The sequence below is a fragment of the Bradyrhizobium sp. AZCC 2262 genome (assembly GCF_036924535.1).
GTDB lineage: Bacteria > Pseudomonadota > Alphaproteobacteria > Rhizobiales > Xanthobacteraceae > Bradyrhizobium.
Genome location: NZ_JAZHRT010000001.1, coordinates 7333285 through 7348855 on the forward strand (window position 1 = coordinate 7333285; position 15571 = coordinate 7348855).

At 63.5% G+C, this 15571-nt stretch carries 12 protein-coding genes; 5 read left to right on the forward strand and 7 right to left on the reverse strand.

What is annotated here, in order from left to right; translation table 11 throughout:
• Window positions 1-103: 103 nt before the first annotated feature.
• Complete coding sequence (locus tag V1283_RS34455; RefSeq protein ID WP_334391058.1) at window positions 104-1165, forward strand: MBL fold metallo-hydrolase; 1062 nt, start codon at window positions 104-106, stop codon at window positions 1163-1165.
• 16 nt (window positions 1166-1181) lie between these two features.
• Here V1283_RS34455 and V1283_RS34460 read toward each other — a convergent pair whose 3' ends face one another.
• Window positions 1182-2498: a (Fe-S)-binding protein gene (locus V1283_RS34460; protein ID WP_334391059.1), complete on the reverse strand. Its 1317-nt coding sequence runs from the start codon at window positions 2496-2498 to the stop codon at window positions 1182-1184.
• Between the two features lie 401 nt (window positions 2499-2899).
• Here V1283_RS34460 and hemA point away from each other — a divergent pair, with 401 nt between their 5' ends.
• Both hemA and V1283_RS34470 read left to right on the forward strand, forming a co-directional pair.
• A complete protein-coding gene (hemA, locus tag V1283_RS34465; protein ID WP_334391060.1) occupies window positions 2900-4129 on the forward strand; it encodes a 5-aminolevulinate synthase in 1230 nt (409 codons plus the stop codon).
• A gap of 130 nt (window positions 4130-4259) precedes the next feature.
• The gene (locus tag V1283_RS34470) at window positions 4260-7769 is read left to right on the forward strand and encodes a PAS domain-containing hybrid sensor histidine kinase/response regulator (RefSeq protein ID WP_334391061.1); all 3510 of its coding nucleotides are present in this window, start codon (window positions 4260-4262) and stop codon (window positions 7767-7769) included.
• Between the two features lie 50 nt (window positions 7770-7819).
• On the opposite strand, the gene V1283_RS34475 is transcribed toward V1283_RS34470, so the two are convergent.
• Window positions 7820-9223: an MFS transporter gene (locus V1283_RS34475; protein ID WP_334391062.1), complete on the reverse strand. Its 1404-nt coding sequence runs from the start codon at window positions 9221-9223 to the stop codon at window positions 7820-7822.
• A gap of 91 nt (window positions 9224-9314) precedes the next feature.
• Between V1283_RS34475 and V1283_RS34480 the strand changes: the two genes are divergently transcribed.
• Entirely contained in the window at window positions 9315-9956 is a 642-nt protein-coding gene (locus V1283_RS34480) for a helix-turn-helix transcriptional regulator (RefSeq protein WP_334391063.1), read from the forward strand.
• A gap of 163 nt (window positions 9957-10119) precedes the next feature.
• On the opposite strand, the gene V1283_RS34485 is transcribed toward V1283_RS34480, so the two are convergent.
• Complete coding sequence (locus tag V1283_RS34485) at window positions 10120-10791, reverse strand: HAD family hydrolase (protein ID WP_334391064.1); 672 nt, start codon at window positions 10789-10791, stop codon at window positions 10120-10122.
• A 7-nt stretch (window positions 10792-10798) separates the two neighbouring features.
• Window positions 10799-11473, reverse strand: a complete 675-nt coding sequence (locus tag V1283_RS34490) for a response regulator transcription factor (protein ID WP_334391065.1) — start codon at window positions 11471-11473, stop codon at window positions 10799-10801.
• Window positions 11474-11791: 318 nt separating this feature from the next.
• Between V1283_RS34490 and V1283_RS34495 the strand changes: the two genes are divergently transcribed.
• Entirely contained in the window at window positions 11792-13471 is a 1680-nt protein-coding gene (locus V1283_RS34495; RefSeq protein ID WP_334391066.1) for an MFS transporter, read from the forward strand.
• A gap of 59 nt (window positions 13472-13530) precedes the next feature.
• On the opposite strand, the gene V1283_RS34500 is transcribed toward V1283_RS34495, so the two are convergent.
• From V1283_RS34500 to V1283_RS34510, 3 genes are all read right to left on the reverse strand, one after another.
• Window positions 13531-14004, reverse strand: a complete 474-nt coding sequence (locus tag V1283_RS34500) for a secondary thiamine-phosphate synthase enzyme YjbQ (RefSeq protein WP_334391067.1) — start codon at window positions 14002-14004, stop codon at window positions 13531-13533.
• A gap of 158 nt (window positions 14005-14162) precedes the next feature.
• Window positions 14163-14702 carry a hypothetical protein gene (locus tag V1283_RS34505; protein WP_334391068.1) on the reverse strand — a complete coding sequence of 180 codons (540 nt, stop codon included), beginning with the start codon at window positions 14700-14702 and terminating at the stop codon, window positions 14163-14165.
• A 64-nt stretch (window positions 14703-14766) separates the two neighbouring features.
• The gene (locus V1283_RS34510; RefSeq protein ID WP_334391069.1) at window positions 14767-15390 is read right to left on the reverse strand and encodes a 2-hydroxychromene-2-carboxylate isomerase; all 624 of its coding nucleotides are present in this window, start codon (window positions 15388-15390) and stop codon (window positions 14767-14769) included.
• Window positions 15391-15571: the final 181 nt, after the last annotated feature.

Below are 15571 nucleotides of genomic sequence, written 5' to 3' on the forward strand. Positions count from 1 at the left end.
CGGAATCTCGAGATTCCGGGTCTGGTCCTTCGGACCATCCCGGAATGACAGGCAGCCCGTTTTTCAACTAGCGCGACGCCGCCTCTACCGCTAAGCCGGTAGCATGCATTCGAAAAACGAAATCGTGCAGTCCTCGGCCGAGGCACTGCGATACCCCTGGGAAAACCACCCCGGCCACGATCAGGTCGTCGAGGTGATGCCCGGCGTGCTTTGGGTCCGCCTCAAGCTGCCGTTCCGGCTCAATCACGTGAACATCTATCTTCTGGCCGACGGCGACGGCTGGGCGATGGTCGATTCCGGCTTCGGCAATGAGGAATCCATCGCGGCCTGGACCACCCTGTTCGAGGGGCCGCTGCGGCATGTGAAGGTCACCCGGCTGATCGTCACCCATTCGCATCCCGATCACGTCGGTCTCGCGGGCTGGATCGTCGAGCGCTTCGACTGCCCGCTGCAGATGTCGCAGGTCGAATATCTGCAATCGGTCTATCACCAAAACCGCGGCACCGAGGAGCGGCGCAACGCCCAGCGGCTGTTCTTCCGCCGGCATGGCATGGACGAGGGCCTGACCGACAAATTGCTCGGCCGCGGCCAGGACTATTTGAAGCGGGTCTCGGTGCTGCCGCCCTCCTATCGCCGCATCTCGCATGGCGACGAGGTCGTGATCGGCACCCGCCGCTTCAAGGTGATCACCGGCGGCGGCCACGCGCTCGACCAGGTGATGCTGTATTGCGCCGCCGACAAATTATTCCTCTCGGCCGATCAGGTGCTGAGCAAGATTTCGCCGAATGTCAGCGTCTGGGCAGTCGAGCCCGACCAGAATTCGCTCGGCGAATATCTGGCCTCGCTCGCCAGCCTGACCACCACGCTGCCCTACGATGTGATGGTGCTGCCCGGCCACGGCGTGCCGTTCTACGGCCTGAAGACCCGCATCAAGCAGCTCGCCGACCATCACGAGGATCGCTGCCGCCTGATCGCCGAAGCCTGCCGGGAAGTGCCGCAGACTTCCAAGGAACTCGTGCCGGTCGTGTTCCACAAGCACGTGCTGGACGAGCACCAGATGGGCTTTGCCGCCGGCGAACTGGTCGCCCACGTCAATTACATGCTGGTCGAGGGCCGCCTGACCTGCGAAGTCAGCGACGGCGTGCTGCGGTTCCGCACCACCTGACGGCGAGCCCCGGTGGCTATTTCAGCGGCAGCGGCTGGTCGCCGAGCATCCCCTTGACGATGACGCTGCGGGCTACCGCGGCATCCAGCGAATGTTGCGCGATCAGGTCCTTGCATTCGGCGACGATCTGATCGGCATCCTGCATCAGCTTGAGCTCTTTGTAGCGGTCGTCGCGGTGCAGGCCCATGCTGGCGCCGACGACTTCGAGCACGTTGATGATGCGAAACGGCCAGTCGCGTTCGTGCGCGCATAATTCGCGATGATCGGAATGATAAACGGCGACCAGCGCGTCGACGCCGGCATCAGAAGCCGCCTGAAGCTCATTGCGTTGCAATTCGCGCTTGAACGCGGGCAGGACGCGGAGATTGTTGCTCTGCAGGCCGACCGCCGGTTGCTGCAGATCGACGAGTTCGATGCCAGGGATCGCCTGCAGGATTTCCGCGGCGGCTTCCATGACGCCGGCTACGCCGGGATGCCGGTGCAGCGCAATCCGCATCTTGACCTCCCGGCGCAACAGCGGGGTCAACTGAGCCAACCGTTCACGGAGAAACAGCAGGAACGGCGTCATCTCGAACGGCCGCGCGCCGCCTTGCCGTTCAATGGCCGGAATATTCGTCTCGGTGAACTGGACGTAGCAGCTCGGACACCAGGAGATCACCTGACCGGATTTCGAGTGCGACATCTTTTCGATCGAGTTTGCGCCCATGCGCCCGGACATTTCGACGTCGCCGGTATTCATCTGCTTGATGCCGCAGCAATGGCTCGGCCCGCCCATCACCTGGTAGATGACGCCGAGCGCATCCATGATGTCGAGGGCAAGCAGCGCGATATGGGGGTTCTTCAGCACATTGCAGCCGGTGTAGAACACGAAATCGGGCGCCTCGGCCGGTATCGCGGCCGATGCTGATTTCTGGCCGAGCCGCTGCAGCACCTCGCCATCAAGCTGCAACTGCGACAGCACAGCCACATCGCGGCTGTCGTCGCGGAATAGCGTCAGGCCCTGGCGCCGCCGTTCGGGCAGCTCATTCTGGCTTTTGGCCATAGCGACGCGCGCCATGGCCAGCAGGAAGCGCGGATTGACGCCGTAGTCGCACGCCTTGATGCACTCGCCGCTCCGCATGCAGGCCGCCGCCCATTTGCGTGACGCCTCGGGCCCGTCACCCGTGCGCAGGATGTCGAGGATGCCGCTGATAATGTCGGTGGAACTCGCGTCCGCGATGCCGGCGGGGGTTACGCTTGGACAGGCTTCGACGCATTTGCCACAGCGCGTGCACGCATCGAGCATCTCGTCGACCCGAGCGTCCAGCGCCGTCTCGAAAGAGGTGTCGCTCATCGGCTGCGGCTCCTGCCCATAGCCAATGCGATTGAGCAGAGGCTCGATATCGACCCTGGAACCATAGCTCAGGCCGGTCCCAACCGATATGCGAAAACCAGCCGGTCGGTTCGCCCTAAACGAGCGTCCGTGTTGGCCTCAAAAGCGGACCCCTCGATCGGCGGTGTCCGGAAGAGATACACCTAACCATGCGCGTCCCCCGGTACCCGGGATGCACGGAGTGCATTCCACATCTAACGCATTGATCAGGATCAACATTTGCTTCGCCTAGGGAGCATCCCGGAGGCGGGCCGAAATGTGGGATTTCGCGTAGACATTAAACCTGGAAAAGCTCTAAAAAAGGGCAAGGTTCTAATCTAAGAAGGATGGCCAATCCGGCCGGTTCCGTTCCAGGTCTTGTGATGGATTACAGCAAATTCTTCCGCGCCGCCCTCAATCGCCTGCATGACGAGCGGCGCTACCGCGTTTTCGCCGACCTCGAACGGATCGCGGGTCGCTTCCCGCACGCGGTCTGGCACTCGCCGAAGGGCCCGCGCAATGTCGTGATCTGGTGCTCCAACGACTATCTCGGGATGGGCCAGCACCCCAAGGTGGTCGGCGCCATGGTCGAGACCGCCACAAGAGTTGGCACCGGCGCCGGCGGCACCCGCAACATCGCCGGCACCCACCATCCGCTGGTGCAGCTCGAACAGGAACTGGCCGACCTGCACGGCAAGCAGGCTTCGCTGCTGTTCACCTCGGGCTACGTCTCGAACCAGACCGGCATCTCGACGATCGCAAAACTGATTCCGGACTGCCTCATTCTGTCCGACGCGCTGAACCACAATTCGATGATCGAAGGCGTCCGCCAGGCCGGCTGCGAACGCCAGATCTTCCGCCACAACGACATGGCGCATCTGGAAGAACTCTTGATCGCGGCGGGTCCGGACCGGCCGAAGCTGATCGCCTGCGAGAGCCTCTATTCGATGGACGGCGACGTAGCCCCGCTCGCAAAGATCTGCGATCTCGCCGAGAAATACGGCGCCATGACCTATGTCGACGAGGTCCATGCGGTCGGCATGTACGGCCCGCGCGGCGGCGGTATCGCCGAGCGCGACGGTGTCATGCATCGCATCGACGTGCTGGAAGGCACGCTCGCCAAGGCCTTCGGCTGTCTCGGCGGCTATATCGCTGGCAGCGCCGAGATCATCGACTCTGTTCGCTCCTATGCGCCGGGCTTCATCTTTACGACGGCGCTGCCGCCGGCGATCTGCTCGGCAGCGACCGCCGCGATCCGGCATCTGAAAGCCTCGAACTGGGAGCGCGAGCGCCACCAGGACCGCGCCGCCCGGGTCAAGGCGATCCTCAACGCCGCAGGCCTCCCGGTGATGTCGAACGAAACGCATATCGTTCCGCTGTTCGTCGGCGATCCGGAAAAGTGCAAGCAGGCCTCCGACATGCTGCTGGAGGAGCACGGCATCTATATCCAGCCGATCAACTATCCGACGGTCGCCAAGGGAACCGAGCGCTTAAGGATCACGCCCTCGCCCTACCACGACGACGGCCTGGTCGATCGGCTCGCGGAAGCGCTGCTGCAGGTCTGGGACCGTCTCGGCCTGCCGCTGAAGCAGCAATCGCTGGCGGCCGAGTAATCCTACCTTTCCTAATCGCTGGAAATTGGGCCGGCAGCGCGGTGCGCTGCCGGCCCAAAGCGTTTATACTCACCCGTTCCGGCCCCGGCGGTTTCGAACGCTCCAAGGCCGGAAAGGGAGACAAGCAGCGATGCTGCACGACTGGGGCGTTATCGCCACCGCGTTCGCCTATATCGGCCTGCTGTTCGGCGTCGCCAGCTACGGCGACCGGCTGTCGCCGAGCCAGCGCGGCCGCGCCAGCATGCTGATCTATCCGCTGTCGCTGGCGATCTACTGCACCTCCTGGACCTTCTTTGGCTCGGTCGGTTTCGCCACCCGCACCAGCTTCGATTTTCTTGCGATCTATGTCGGCCCGATCCTGATGATCGGGCTTTGCACGCCGCTGCTGCGGCGCGTGATCCATCTTGCCAAATCGCAGAACATCACCTCGATCGCCGACTTCATCGCGGCGCGCTACGGCAAGAGCCAGGCGGTCGCTGGCACGGTGGCTGTGATCGCGATCGTCGGATCGGTGCCTTACATCGCGCTCCAGCTCAAGGCGGTGGCGTCCTCGCTGGAGACGATCCTGAGCGAGGACAAGCTGTTCTCCTCGATCCCGATCATCGGCGACATCGCGCTGGTCGTGACGCTGGCGATGGCGGCATTCGCGGTGTTGTTCGGCACCCGCCAGAGCGACGCCACCGAGCACCAGCACGGCCTGATGCTGGCGGTCGCCACCGAATCCATCGTCAAGCTGGTGGCCTTCCTCGCCGCCGGCGCCTTCGTCACCTTCTGGATGTTCACGCCGGTCGAGCTGATCGAACGCGCGATGAAGACCCCGGAGGCGGTGCGCGCGATCAACTATGTGCCGTCGATCGGCAATTTCCTGACCATGACGCTGCTGTCGTTCTGCGCGATCATGCTGCTGCCGCGGCAGTTTCACGTCAGCGTGGTCGAGAACGCCAGCCCCGAGGAGGTCAGCCGCGCCCGCTGGCTGTTTCCGCTCTATCTGGTCGCCATCAACCTGTTCGTGATTCCGATCGCGCTCGCCGGCCTCGTCACCTTTCCGTTCGGCGCCGTGGACAGCGACATGTACGTATTGGCGCTGCCGATCGAGGCGGATTCCCCGCTGCTCAGCATTGCCGTCTTCGTCGGCGGCCTGTCGGCCGGAACCGCGATGGTGATCGTGGAATGCGTCGCGCTCTCCATTATGGTCTCCAACGACATCGTTCTGCCGCTGGTGCTGCAGCGCAGCCCCGCGACGCGCGACAGCAGCAAGGATTTCGGCGACTTCCTGCTCAGGATCCGGCGCTTTGCGATCTTCGCCATCATGGTGATGGCGTATTTCTACTATCGTGCGCTCGGCAATGCGCAGCTGGCGGCGATCGGCCTGCTGTCGTTCGCAGCCCTTGCCCAACTGGCGCCGGCCTTCTTCGGCGGCCTGTTCTGGCGCGAGGGAACCGCCCGCGGCGCCATGACGGGCATGCTGGTCGGCTTTGCGGTGTGGGCCTATACGCTGTTCCTGCCGAGCTTCCTGGAAAATAATCCCACTGGCCTGCTGCTGCTGCAACACGGACCGCTCGGCATCGAGGCGCTGCGTCCGCGGGCGTTGTTCGGCGCCGATTTGCCGCCGCTGATGCATGGCGTGCTGTGGTCGCTCTCGCTCAACATCCTGACCTACATTGTGATGTCGCTCGCGCAACGGCCGTCCTCGATCGAACGGCTGCAGGCGGATCTGTTCGTGCCCAACACGCTGGCGCCGATCGCGCCGACGTTCCGGCGCTGGCGAACGACGGTTACCGTGCAGGACATCCAGAGCACGGTGGCGCAATATCTCGGCCCCGAGCGCGCTGCCCAGGCCTTCGAGGCCTTTGCCGCCGGCCATCCCGGCAATCTCGATCCGGCCGCGCCCGCCGATTTCGAATTGCTGCAATATGCCGAACGCCTGATCGCCTCCTCGATCGGAGCCGCCTCCTCGCGCCTCGTGATGTCGCTGTTGCTGCGCAAGCGAACCGTCTCCGCCAAGGCCGCGCTGAAGCTGCTCGACGATTCCCACGCCGCGCTGCATTTCAACCGTGAGATTTTGCAGACCGCGCTGAACCATGTGCGCCAGGGCATCGCGGTGTTCGACGCGGATTTGCAACTGATCTGCTCGAACGCCCAGTTCGGTGAAATTCTCGCGCTGCCGCCGCATCTGGTGCAGCTCGGCATCCCCCTGCAGGAAATCCTCGAATTCATGGGCGCCGTCAGCCCGGCCGCCTTCGGCAACCCCGATGGATTGCTGCAGCGGCGGCTGGATGCCTACACCACCGAGGGCGAACCCTATCTGGAGCGCCTGCCGGACCGCCACATGGTGATCGAGGTTCGCTCCAACCGGATGCCAGGCGGCGGCTTCGTCATCACCTTCTCCGACGTCACGCCGAGCTTCGAGGCTGCCGAAGCGCTGGAACGCGCCAATGCGACGCTGGAAAAGCGCGTGCGCGACCGCACCGAGGAACTGACCCGCCTGAATTCCGAACTGGCGCAGGCCAAGAGTACCGCCGAGGACGCCAACATCTCGAAGACCCGGTTCCTGGCGGCCGCCAGCCACGACATCCTGCAACCGCTCAACGCGGCGCGGCTTTATGTGACGAGCCTCGTCGAGCGGCAGAACGGCGGCGAGGATTCGCGCCTGGTGGAAAACATCGACGACTCCCTGGAGGCGATCGAGGAGATCCTCGGCGCGCTCCTCGACATCTCGCGGCTCGATGCCGGCGCCATGACGACCGCGATCACCAGCTTCAAGATGGCCGACCTGATGCGCTCGCTCGAGATCGAATTCGCGCCGATCGCCCGCGCCAAGGGGCTCGAACTGACCTTCGTTCCCTGCTCGCTGCCGGTGGAGTCCGATCGGCTGCTGCTGCGGCGGCTGTTGCAGAATTTCATTTCCAACGCCATCAAGTACACCCCGCGCGGGCGCGTGCTGGTCGGCTGCCGCCGCCAGGGCCAATCCCTGAAGATCGGTGTTTACGACACCGGCGTCGGCATTCCCGTGACGAAGCGCGGCGAGATCTTCAAGGAGTTTCACCGCCTGGAACAGGGCGCGCGGATCGCGCGCGGCCTCGGTCTTGGCCTCTCCATCGTCGAGCGGCTGGCGCGGGTGCTGAAGCACGGCATCGCGATCGACGCCAACGCCAGTGGCGGCTCGGTGTTTTCGGTGACGGTGCCTGTCGCCAAGGCGGTCAACCACACCGCCGCCGTCACCAGCGCGACGCCACTCTCCAAAGCGCCGATGAGCGGGGCGCTGATCGTCTGCATCGAGAATGACCCGGCGATCCTCGACGGCATGAAGACGCTGCTGACGGCGTGGGATGCCGAGGTGATCGCGGTGACCGACCCCGACGCCGCGATCGTGGCGATCGAGTCCTCCGGCAGCAGCGTGACCGGCCTCCTGGTCGACTACCATCTCGACCGCGGCAACGGCGTCGCCGCGATCCGCGAGATCCGCCGCCGTTTCGGCGAAAACATTCCAGCCATCCTGATCACGGCCGACCGCAGCCCCAATGTTCGCGCCGCCGCGCGCGAGGAAAACATCGCGATCCTCAACAAGCCGGTCAAACCGGCCTCGCTCCGCGCCCTGCTCGGCCAGTGGCGGGCACAGCAGATGGTGGCGGCGGAGTAGCGGTCCACTTCTTTTCGATGTTGGTTATTGGCGGGGATGGCGAGGCCAACTCAGGGTTTGCGCAACGCGCGCAAGCGCAGCCCGGTCAGGAAAGCGAGCATCGCCGGCACGACAAAGCTCGCCGGCACCCAGAAGGCGGTGCGCGCCATTCCCTGATCCGGAATTGCAGCCGACAGGCCGCTGGCATTGGCTATCAGCCCCGCTATCGCCGCGCCGAATGCAAAGCCCATTTGCTGCACGGTGGGGACTGACGAGGCCGCAACCACCTCGTTGCCCGCCGTGGCGCTGTCCATGATCCGGTGCGCGACGAAGGGCCAACACTGGCCGATGCCCGCCCCCAGTACGGCAATTGCCGAGACCAGCAGGAATGCGGATGCCGTGGCATGCGGCGCGAGAAGCGCGATGGCCATCAGGCTCAGCCCCATGGCTGCTGGCCCGGTCAACATCAACCGATCCGCCCAGCGTACCGACACCCCGGCAGTTGCAAGCGAGGCGACGGTCCATGCCAGCGAGGCGCTGGCGACGGCAAAGCCGGCCGAGAGCGGATCGAAACCATGCAGCTGCTGCAGGAACATGGGCACGTAGATCTGAAGCGGGCTGAAGGTGATGCAGAGCAGCAGCGCGAGCCATAGCCCGACACCCGTCTGCGTGCGCCATGAAAACGCGTCGCTCGGCAAGAGCCGGGTCGTTGCCAAACGGTCGAGCCGCAACATCACCGCGAGCGAGACGATCGCCGCGACGATCAGTGCCGATTTCGCAAGCGGCGGCGCGACGACGGACGCGGCGGACATTGCAGCAATCGCGAGGCAGATCAGGGCGACCCGTCCGGCGGGCACGCACAGGGGTGACGTTCCACGGGTCGCCACCGACGGCAAGATGAAGAGGGCGCTTATTGCCAGGACAACGCCAATAACGGCGGTCGTGACAAAGGCACTGCGCCAGTTGCCGAAATGGGCGAACACCCCACCGACGAGAGGACCGATCAGGACCGACATGCTCCAGCTGGTCGACATCAGCGCAATGGTTCGTGACCAGGCCGACTCCGGAAACGTGCCGCGGACCAGCACATAGGCGACGGCAGCCTCCAGGCCGCCGCCGAATCCCTGAATGAGCCTGCCGACAACGATCCAGCCCATCGCCGGGGCCAGCGAGCAAAGCAGCGCGCCGAGGGCGAATACCGTGACGCCCGCGCAATAAACTGTCCGGGAGCCAATCGCGGTCGCGAGCACGCCAGCACAACTCGCGGCGACGATGGAGGAGGCAAGGTAGGCGGTGGTCGGCCAACTCAACATGGCAACGCCACCGAGTTCACCGACGATGGATGGCAGCACGGTCGTCAGCAGCAATACGTTCATGGATTGCAGCAGCACCCCGCCAAGCAGGATAGTGAGTGTCGGAATCCATTCTCGTCTAAAGAGTGATCGCCATCCTTCCCGGACAGAGTCCAGCTCCATGTCGGGCCTCCCTCCGGACCAACGCGCCGGGAGTTGCCAGCGACGGACATCCGGGTTATTTTAGATAGCATTTTATTTCTAAAATAAACCCATGAGTCAAGACCAGGACCGCAGTCAGGATCGCATCCTGTTTCACCTCAAGACGCGCGGACCGCAGGTTGCCGCCGACGTCGGCGCGCGCCTTGACATGACCCCGGCCGGCGCGCGTCAGCACCTCCTCAAGCTTGAAGCGGCAGGCCTGGTGGAGAGCGAGGACCAGCGCGAAGGGCGCGGGCGGCCGAGGAAATATTGGCGGTTGACGCCGCACGGCCACGAGCGGTTCCCCGACCGCCACTCCGATTTAACCCTGGATTTATTGCAATCCATGCGCGACGTCTTTGGCGACGACGGCCGGGAAAGGCTGATCGCGCACCGCGAGCGTGCGATCGTAGCCAACTACCGCAAATTCGTCCGCGCGCAGGATTCACTTCGTCAGAAGCTGACGGCGCTGGCACGGATTCGAAGCCGTGAGGGCTACATGGCAAACGTGGCCAAGGACACCCGGGACAGCTTTCTGTTGGTCGAGAACCACTGCCCGATTTGCGCGGCAGCAACCGCTTGCCAAGGTCTCTGCCGTTCGGAACTTGCGGTGTTCCGCGCCGTGCTGGGGACCGACGTGACCGTTGAACGCATCGATCATATTCTCGCGGGCGCTCGTCGCTGCGCGTACCGGATCACGCGGCAGCCACGATGAGCGCATTGGAGGCTCGCGATGCGAGCGCCTCAGGATGGCGGAGGCGGAACGGTCTCAGGTCGTCGGCGTTCCCTGGCGCCATTGGCCGTCCGCGCTCCGCTCGGCCAGTGGCGGGCGCAACAGATGGTGGCGGCAGAGTAGGCACTGACGCGCTCGTCGGACGTCACCAGTTCATGGTCTTGCCGACCAGCCCTACCAGTTTTGGATCGTCGAAAGTCTCGGCCGTGCAGACCGCGCCCGCAGCGACCAGATCGCCATGGCCCAGGCTCGTCCGTATTCCAATCGTCGCGATGCCGGCCGCCGAAGCGGATTGAACGCCGGAGCGGGAATCCTCGAATGCGAGAGACAGCCCGGGCGCGGCGCTCACGGCGCGTAAACCTTCCAGATACGGCAGCGGGTGCGGCTTTCCGTGCGGAAGCTCGTCGCCGATGATGACAGCCTTGAACCGCTGCATGATGCCAAGTCCGGAAAGCATCATTTCGGCGTTCAGGCGGGGCGCGTTGGTTACCGCCACCATGGCGACGTCAGCGCGATCCGCCAGGGCAAGCAGCTTCATCAGACCCGCCAGCGGTTTGATTTGCCCCGACGCAAGCTTGCGGAACGCTTCTTCCTTTTCAGCCATGATGGCCGCCTGTCGCTCCGGCGACCGGCCCGGCAGAAACCGTTCGCTGATCGAAATATTGGAAAAACCCATGAGCTCTTTCGAGGCGCGGTCGCGATCGAACACATGGCCATGAGGCGCAAACACCTGATTGAACGCTTCCAGATGAAGCGCGTCGGTGTCGGCCAGCGTGCCGTCGATATCGAACAGCAGCGCCCTTCGGGATCCGGACATCGCGCTATTACCCCGTCGGCGTTCCCTGGCGCCATTGGCCGCCGGCGATCTTCGCGGCGGCGATCACGGCCTGCGTTCGACTCTCGACGCCGAGCTTCTGCAGGATCGCCGAGACATGCGCCTTGATGGTCGCTTCCGACACGCCGAGCTCGTAGGCGATCTGCTTGTTGAGCAGCCCCTCCGACAGCATCATCAGCACGCGCACCTGCTGCGGGGTCAGCGTGACCAGACGATCGCGCAGCCGCGACATGTCGGGGTCGTCGGCCGAGGTGAGATCGGTGTCCGGCGGAACCCAGACGTCGCCCTCCATCACCTTCATGATGGCATCGCGCAGGGTTTCTACGCCGAAGCGCTTGGGGATGAAGCCGGAGGCGCCGAAATCCAGCGAGCGGCGGATCGTGCCGGCATCGTCGCTCGCGGACACGATCACCACCGGAATCGCCGGGTATTGCGCGCGCAGATAGATCAGGCCGGAGAACCCCGAGATCCCCGGCATGGTGAGATCGAGCAGGATCAGATCGACGTCGGAATCCCGTTCGAGCAGCGCGGTGAGATCGTCGAACGATCCGGCCTCGCTGACGACGGCGGATGCCACGACGCTGGCGACCGCCTGACGCAACGCGTCGCGGAACAAGGGGTGATCATCGGCGATGACGAGATGGGTATTTGCAGCGGTCGTCATTCGGCTCTCTTGCATCAGCTTGCGACTAGTCCGCTTCGCTTTGTCTCCCGTCGGGCCGGCTTGCGCAAGCGCCCAATCCTATCATGTTTGAAAGCAGTTAACCCGCGCGCTTGTGCGCCGCAATACGACATGCATGCCCCAGTGGGGCCGGGCGCGAAGTGGACCGCCAATACGCTGGAAACGCCGTGCAAAGGGCCGAAAGTCGTATTGGGGCAGGTTTCACGGCGATGTTACCGTAAGGCGAAGCCCGTGGCTCAATCCGGCCAAGTTCGGCGCAACGGGCGAGCTTTACAACAACGACTTGGGGAGCGATTCAAAATGGCCACTATCACTGCGACATCGGCACGCGAATCCGGCATGACGAGGGACGAAAAATTCGTCATCTTCGCCTCGTCGCTCGGGACCGTCTTCGAGTGGTACGACTTTTATCTTTACGCCACGCTGGCGCCGTTCTTCGCAGCGCTGTTTTTCCCGCCGGGTAATGACACGGCGGCATTGCTCTCGGCTTTCGCCACCTACGCGGCCGGGTTCTTGGTGCGCCCGTTCGGCGCGATCATCTTCGGCCGCATTGGCGACCTCGTCGGCCGTAAATACACCTTCCTCGTCACCATCGTGGTGATGGGTGGCGCGACCTTCCTCGTCGGTCTGCTTCCGACATTCGCGAACATCGGCTGGGCCGCGCCATTCATGCTCGTGACCCTGCGCCTTGCCCAGGGCCTCGCGCTCGGCGGCGAATATGGCGGTGCGGCGACCTATGTGGCCGAGCACTCGCGCCCCCACGAGCGCGGCTATACCACGAGCTTTATCCAGACCACGGCGACGCTAGGTTTCTTTCTGGCGCTGTTGGTGATCGGGCTCTGCCGCGTCTACATGGACGCCAAGATGTTCGCCGAATGGGGTTGGCGTATTCCCTTCCTGGTGTCGGTCTTGCTGCTGATTGTCTCGGTCTACATCCGGCTGCGGCTTAACGAGTCTCCGATTTTCGCGAAGATGAAGGAAGAGGGAAAGGGCTCCAAGGCGCCGTTGACCGAAAGCTTCCTGCATTACCCGAACAACAAGTTCGTGCTGCTCGCACTGCTCGGTGCGACCGCTGGCCAGGGCGTGGTGTGGTACACGGGGCAGTTCTACGCGCTGTTCTTTCTCACGATCACGCTCAAGCTCGACTACATATCGGCCTATGCGTTGATCGCGCTCTCACTCGTGATCGGCACGCCGTTCTTCATCGTGTTTGGCGCGTTGTCGGATCGCATCGGCCGGCTGAAGATCATCCTGGCGGGTTGCGCGATCGCGGCAATCACTTTCTTCCCGTTGTTCAAGGGGCTCACCCACTACGTCAATCCGGCGCTTGAAACCTTCGCGGAGAAGAATCCGATCACGGTCTCCGCGGATCAATCGACCTGCAACTTCCATATCTTCGTCGGACCGTGGTCGAACTTCACGCAATGCGACCGCGCGCAAGACTTGCTGACCAAGTCCGGCCTCTCGTTCAAGATCGTGAGCGTGCCCGGATCGAAGTCGGTCGACATGTCGGTGGGTGCAACCAAGGTTACCGGTTTTGACGCCGCCAAGTGGAACGCAGCGTTATTGGATGCCGGATACCCAAATCTGCAGAAGGCGGCTGACGGCAAGATCGTACCGAAATTTGCCGACACGGCCCAGGTCAACTGGTTCATGGCAGAGCTGCTTCTGGTCATCATGGTGATCTACGTCACCATGGTGTACGGGCCGATCGCGGCTTTCCTGGTCGAGATGTTCCCGACGAGCATTCGCTACACGTCGATGTCGCTGCCGTATCACATCGGTAACGGCTGGTTCGGCGGCATGCTTCCGCTGCTCGCAACAGCGATCGTAGCGGCGACCGGCGATATTTATGCCGGGCTGTGGTATCCGATCGGTATCGCCGTGATGACATTGGTGATCGGGGCGATCTTCCTGAAGGATACCAAAGGCGTGGACATCAGCACCAGTTCCGGCGTGAAGAACCAAACGGCCGGATAACCGGCTACAGGCCTTGCAAAATAAACCGGCCGCGGAGTGATCCGCGGCCGTTTCTGTTTTTAATCCACGCTGCCCATGAACTGCAGCACGATTTCGCGCCGGTGCGGCCGCGCGCGGTGCTCGACCAGATAGATCGCCTGCCACGTGCCCAGCGCGAGCGCGCCCTGCAGCACCGGGATATGCAGCGAGGTCGCGGTCAGCATGGTCTTGACATGCGCCGGCATGTCGTCCGGCCCTTCGGTATCGTGGCGCCATCCGGCATTCTCGGGCGCGAGCCGGTTCAGCGCCGTGGTCAGATCGGCGAGCACTGTCGGATCGGCATTTTCCTGGATCGTCAGCGATGCCGAGGTGTGACGAATGAACAGCGTCACCGCGCCCTCGCGCGCATGTGCGTCCGCCACGAATTTCGCGACCTCGGCGGTGAGATCGGTAAAGCCCGCGCCTGAAGTCTGCACCGTCAGCAGCGAGGACACGATGGAGGTGGCGGCGACCGCGGAGGGCGTGGTGCGGGAGGGGGATTTGGGTGAACTCATATGAACTCATCTCTCCGTCGTCCCGGCGAACGCCGGGACCCATACTCCGCGGCCTCTCGATTTCGAGCGGTCGGAGTTGATACTCTTTGTAAACAACCAGCAGCGGTGGTTATGGGTCCCTGCGTTCGCAGGGACGACCCGAGAGCGCGCCACCGCCGTCAAATCTTGCCGTTGACGTCCCTCTGCACCCGGTTGGCCATCTCGATCAGGCGCCGCCAAGCCCGCTCCAGGAATGACATCATGCGATCCATGTCGCGGTCGCTCGGCAGCGGGATTTCGATCTTGCGCTCGCCTTCCGCCACCTTCGGCTCGCTCTTCTTCAGCGAATCCGATTTCGGCAGCGGCTCTTCGATCTTGCCCGGTGCTGTGGGCTCGCGCTCGGCGAGTTGGGCCTTGAGCCTTTCATTGTCGGCCTGCAGCCGGACAATGTCCGCTTGCAGACGGCCGATTTCCGTGTCCATCGCCGCGCGCTCGTCGGGGACGGCATAGCAGGCCCAGCCCGCGCCCGAATTGTTACAGGTCGAAATCGCACCGGTTCTTGTATCGAGCCGGAGCACGCCATCCCCCGTCGGTGACAACGCATAGCGGCCGTTCTCGGTTTCCGGCAGCGCCCCCGCAAGCGCCTGTTCGCTGCCTGCGAGACAAAGGGCCAACACGACGAGCTTTAAGAATTTCGAGGACGATTTCGCTGTGCTCATGGGCTTGCTCCCGCCTCAGGACAGTACCGGTTTCCTCGACCGTCGGGGCGCTTTCAAGGCGCCCCTATACTACTGAGCTATAGGGCGCGCGGCCGGACTTCAACGCATCTTCCAGCAATTCGAGGCGGTCCTGTCCCCAGAACACCTCGCCCTCCAGCACATAGACCGGCGAGCCGAACACATCGGCCCCCAGCGCGTCCTGCCGGTTCTGCTCATACGCCGCGCTGATTTCCTCCGAGCCGGAACGCTCCACCAATTGCTTGCCGGGCAGCCCCGAATCGTCGGCGAGTTTCGCGATCGTTGCGGGATCGGCGAGATTGAGCTGATCTTCCCAGACGGCGGCGAAGGCGCGGCGCAAATAGCGATCGGGATCGTGGCCGGCCTCGAGCGCTGCGATCACGACGCCATCGGCCAGGCGGGCGTTGAATGGCCAGTTCGCCGGCTGCAGATGAAATTTCAGTCCGCGCTTGTCGCGCCAGCGTTGCAGTTCGACCATCCGATAGCGCTGCCGTACCGGATGGCGCTTCATCAAGGGCAGGCCGCCGGTCTCCGAAAACAGATCGACCAGCACCACCGGCCTGTGATTTACCGTGAGATCATAGGTACTTACCAGACGGCGAAAGGACTGATGCCCGATATAGGCCCAGGGCGATTGGAGCGAGAAATAGTAATCGACCTGACGCGGCATGCGCACTCCGGCATGGGGGATTTTCGCTTCGCTTCCGGACATCCCAACAGAGCGTTCAAACGGACGCAAGATCGATCCGTGTGGCAATACTGCTGCACTGCGATCGCGGGCCCACAGTGTCGCAGGCGGCAACTGAATAAACCAAGTTAAATCAATAAGATAACTGGTTACGGCCTAATCT

What these genes read in the sequence shown, in the direction of transcription:
- V1283_RS34500 (WP_334391067.1), bottom strand. Translation starts at nt 14,004, where the DNA reads ATGAGTTCACCCAAATCCCCCTCCCGCACCACGCCCTCCGCGGTCGCC.
- V1283_RS34455 (WP_334391058.1), top strand. Translation starts at nt 104, where the DNA reads ATGCATTCGAAAAACGAAATCGTGCAGTCCTCGGCCGAGGCACTGCGA.
- V1283_RS34490 (WP_334391065.1), bottom strand. Translation starts at nt 11,473, where the DNA reads ATGACGACCGCTGCAAATACCCATCTCGTCATCGCCGATGATCACCCC.
- V1283_RS34475 (WP_334391062.1), bottom strand. Translation starts at nt 9,223, where the DNA reads ATGGAGCTGGACTCTGTCCGGGAAGGATGGCGATCACTCTTTAGACGA.
- V1283_RS34485 (WP_334391064.1), bottom strand. Translation starts at nt 10,791, where the DNA reads ATGTCCGGATCCCGAAGGGCGCTGCTGTTCGATATCGACGGCACGCTG.
- V1283_RS34470 (WP_334391061.1), top strand. Translation starts at nt 4,260, where the DNA reads ATGCTGCACGACTGGGGCGTTATCGCCACCGCGTTCGCCTATATCGGC.
- V1283_RS34505 (WP_334391068.1), bottom strand. Translation starts at nt 14,702, where the DNA reads ATGAGCACAGCGAAATCGTCCTCGAAATTCTTAAAGCTCGTCGTGTTG.
- V1283_RS34510 (WP_334391069.1), bottom strand. Translation starts at nt 15,390, where the DNA reads ATGCCGCGTCAGGTCGATTACTATTTCTCGCTCCAATCGCCCTGGGCC.
- V1283_RS34460 (WP_334391059.1), bottom strand. Translation starts at nt 2,498, where the DNA reads ATGAGCGACACCTCTTTCGAGACGGCGCTGGACGCTCGGGTCGACGAG.
- hemA (WP_334391060.1), top strand. Translation starts at nt 2,900, where the DNA reads ATGGATTACAGCAAATTCTTCCGCGCCGCCCTCAATCGCCTGCATGAC.
- V1283_RS34480 (WP_334391063.1), top strand. Translation starts at nt 9,315, where the DNA reads ATGAGTCAAGACCAGGACCGCAGTCAGGATCGCATCCTGTTTCACCTC.
- V1283_RS34495 (WP_334391066.1), top strand. Translation starts at nt 11,792, where the DNA reads ATGGCCACTATCACTGCGACATCGGCACGCGAATCCGGCATGACGAGG.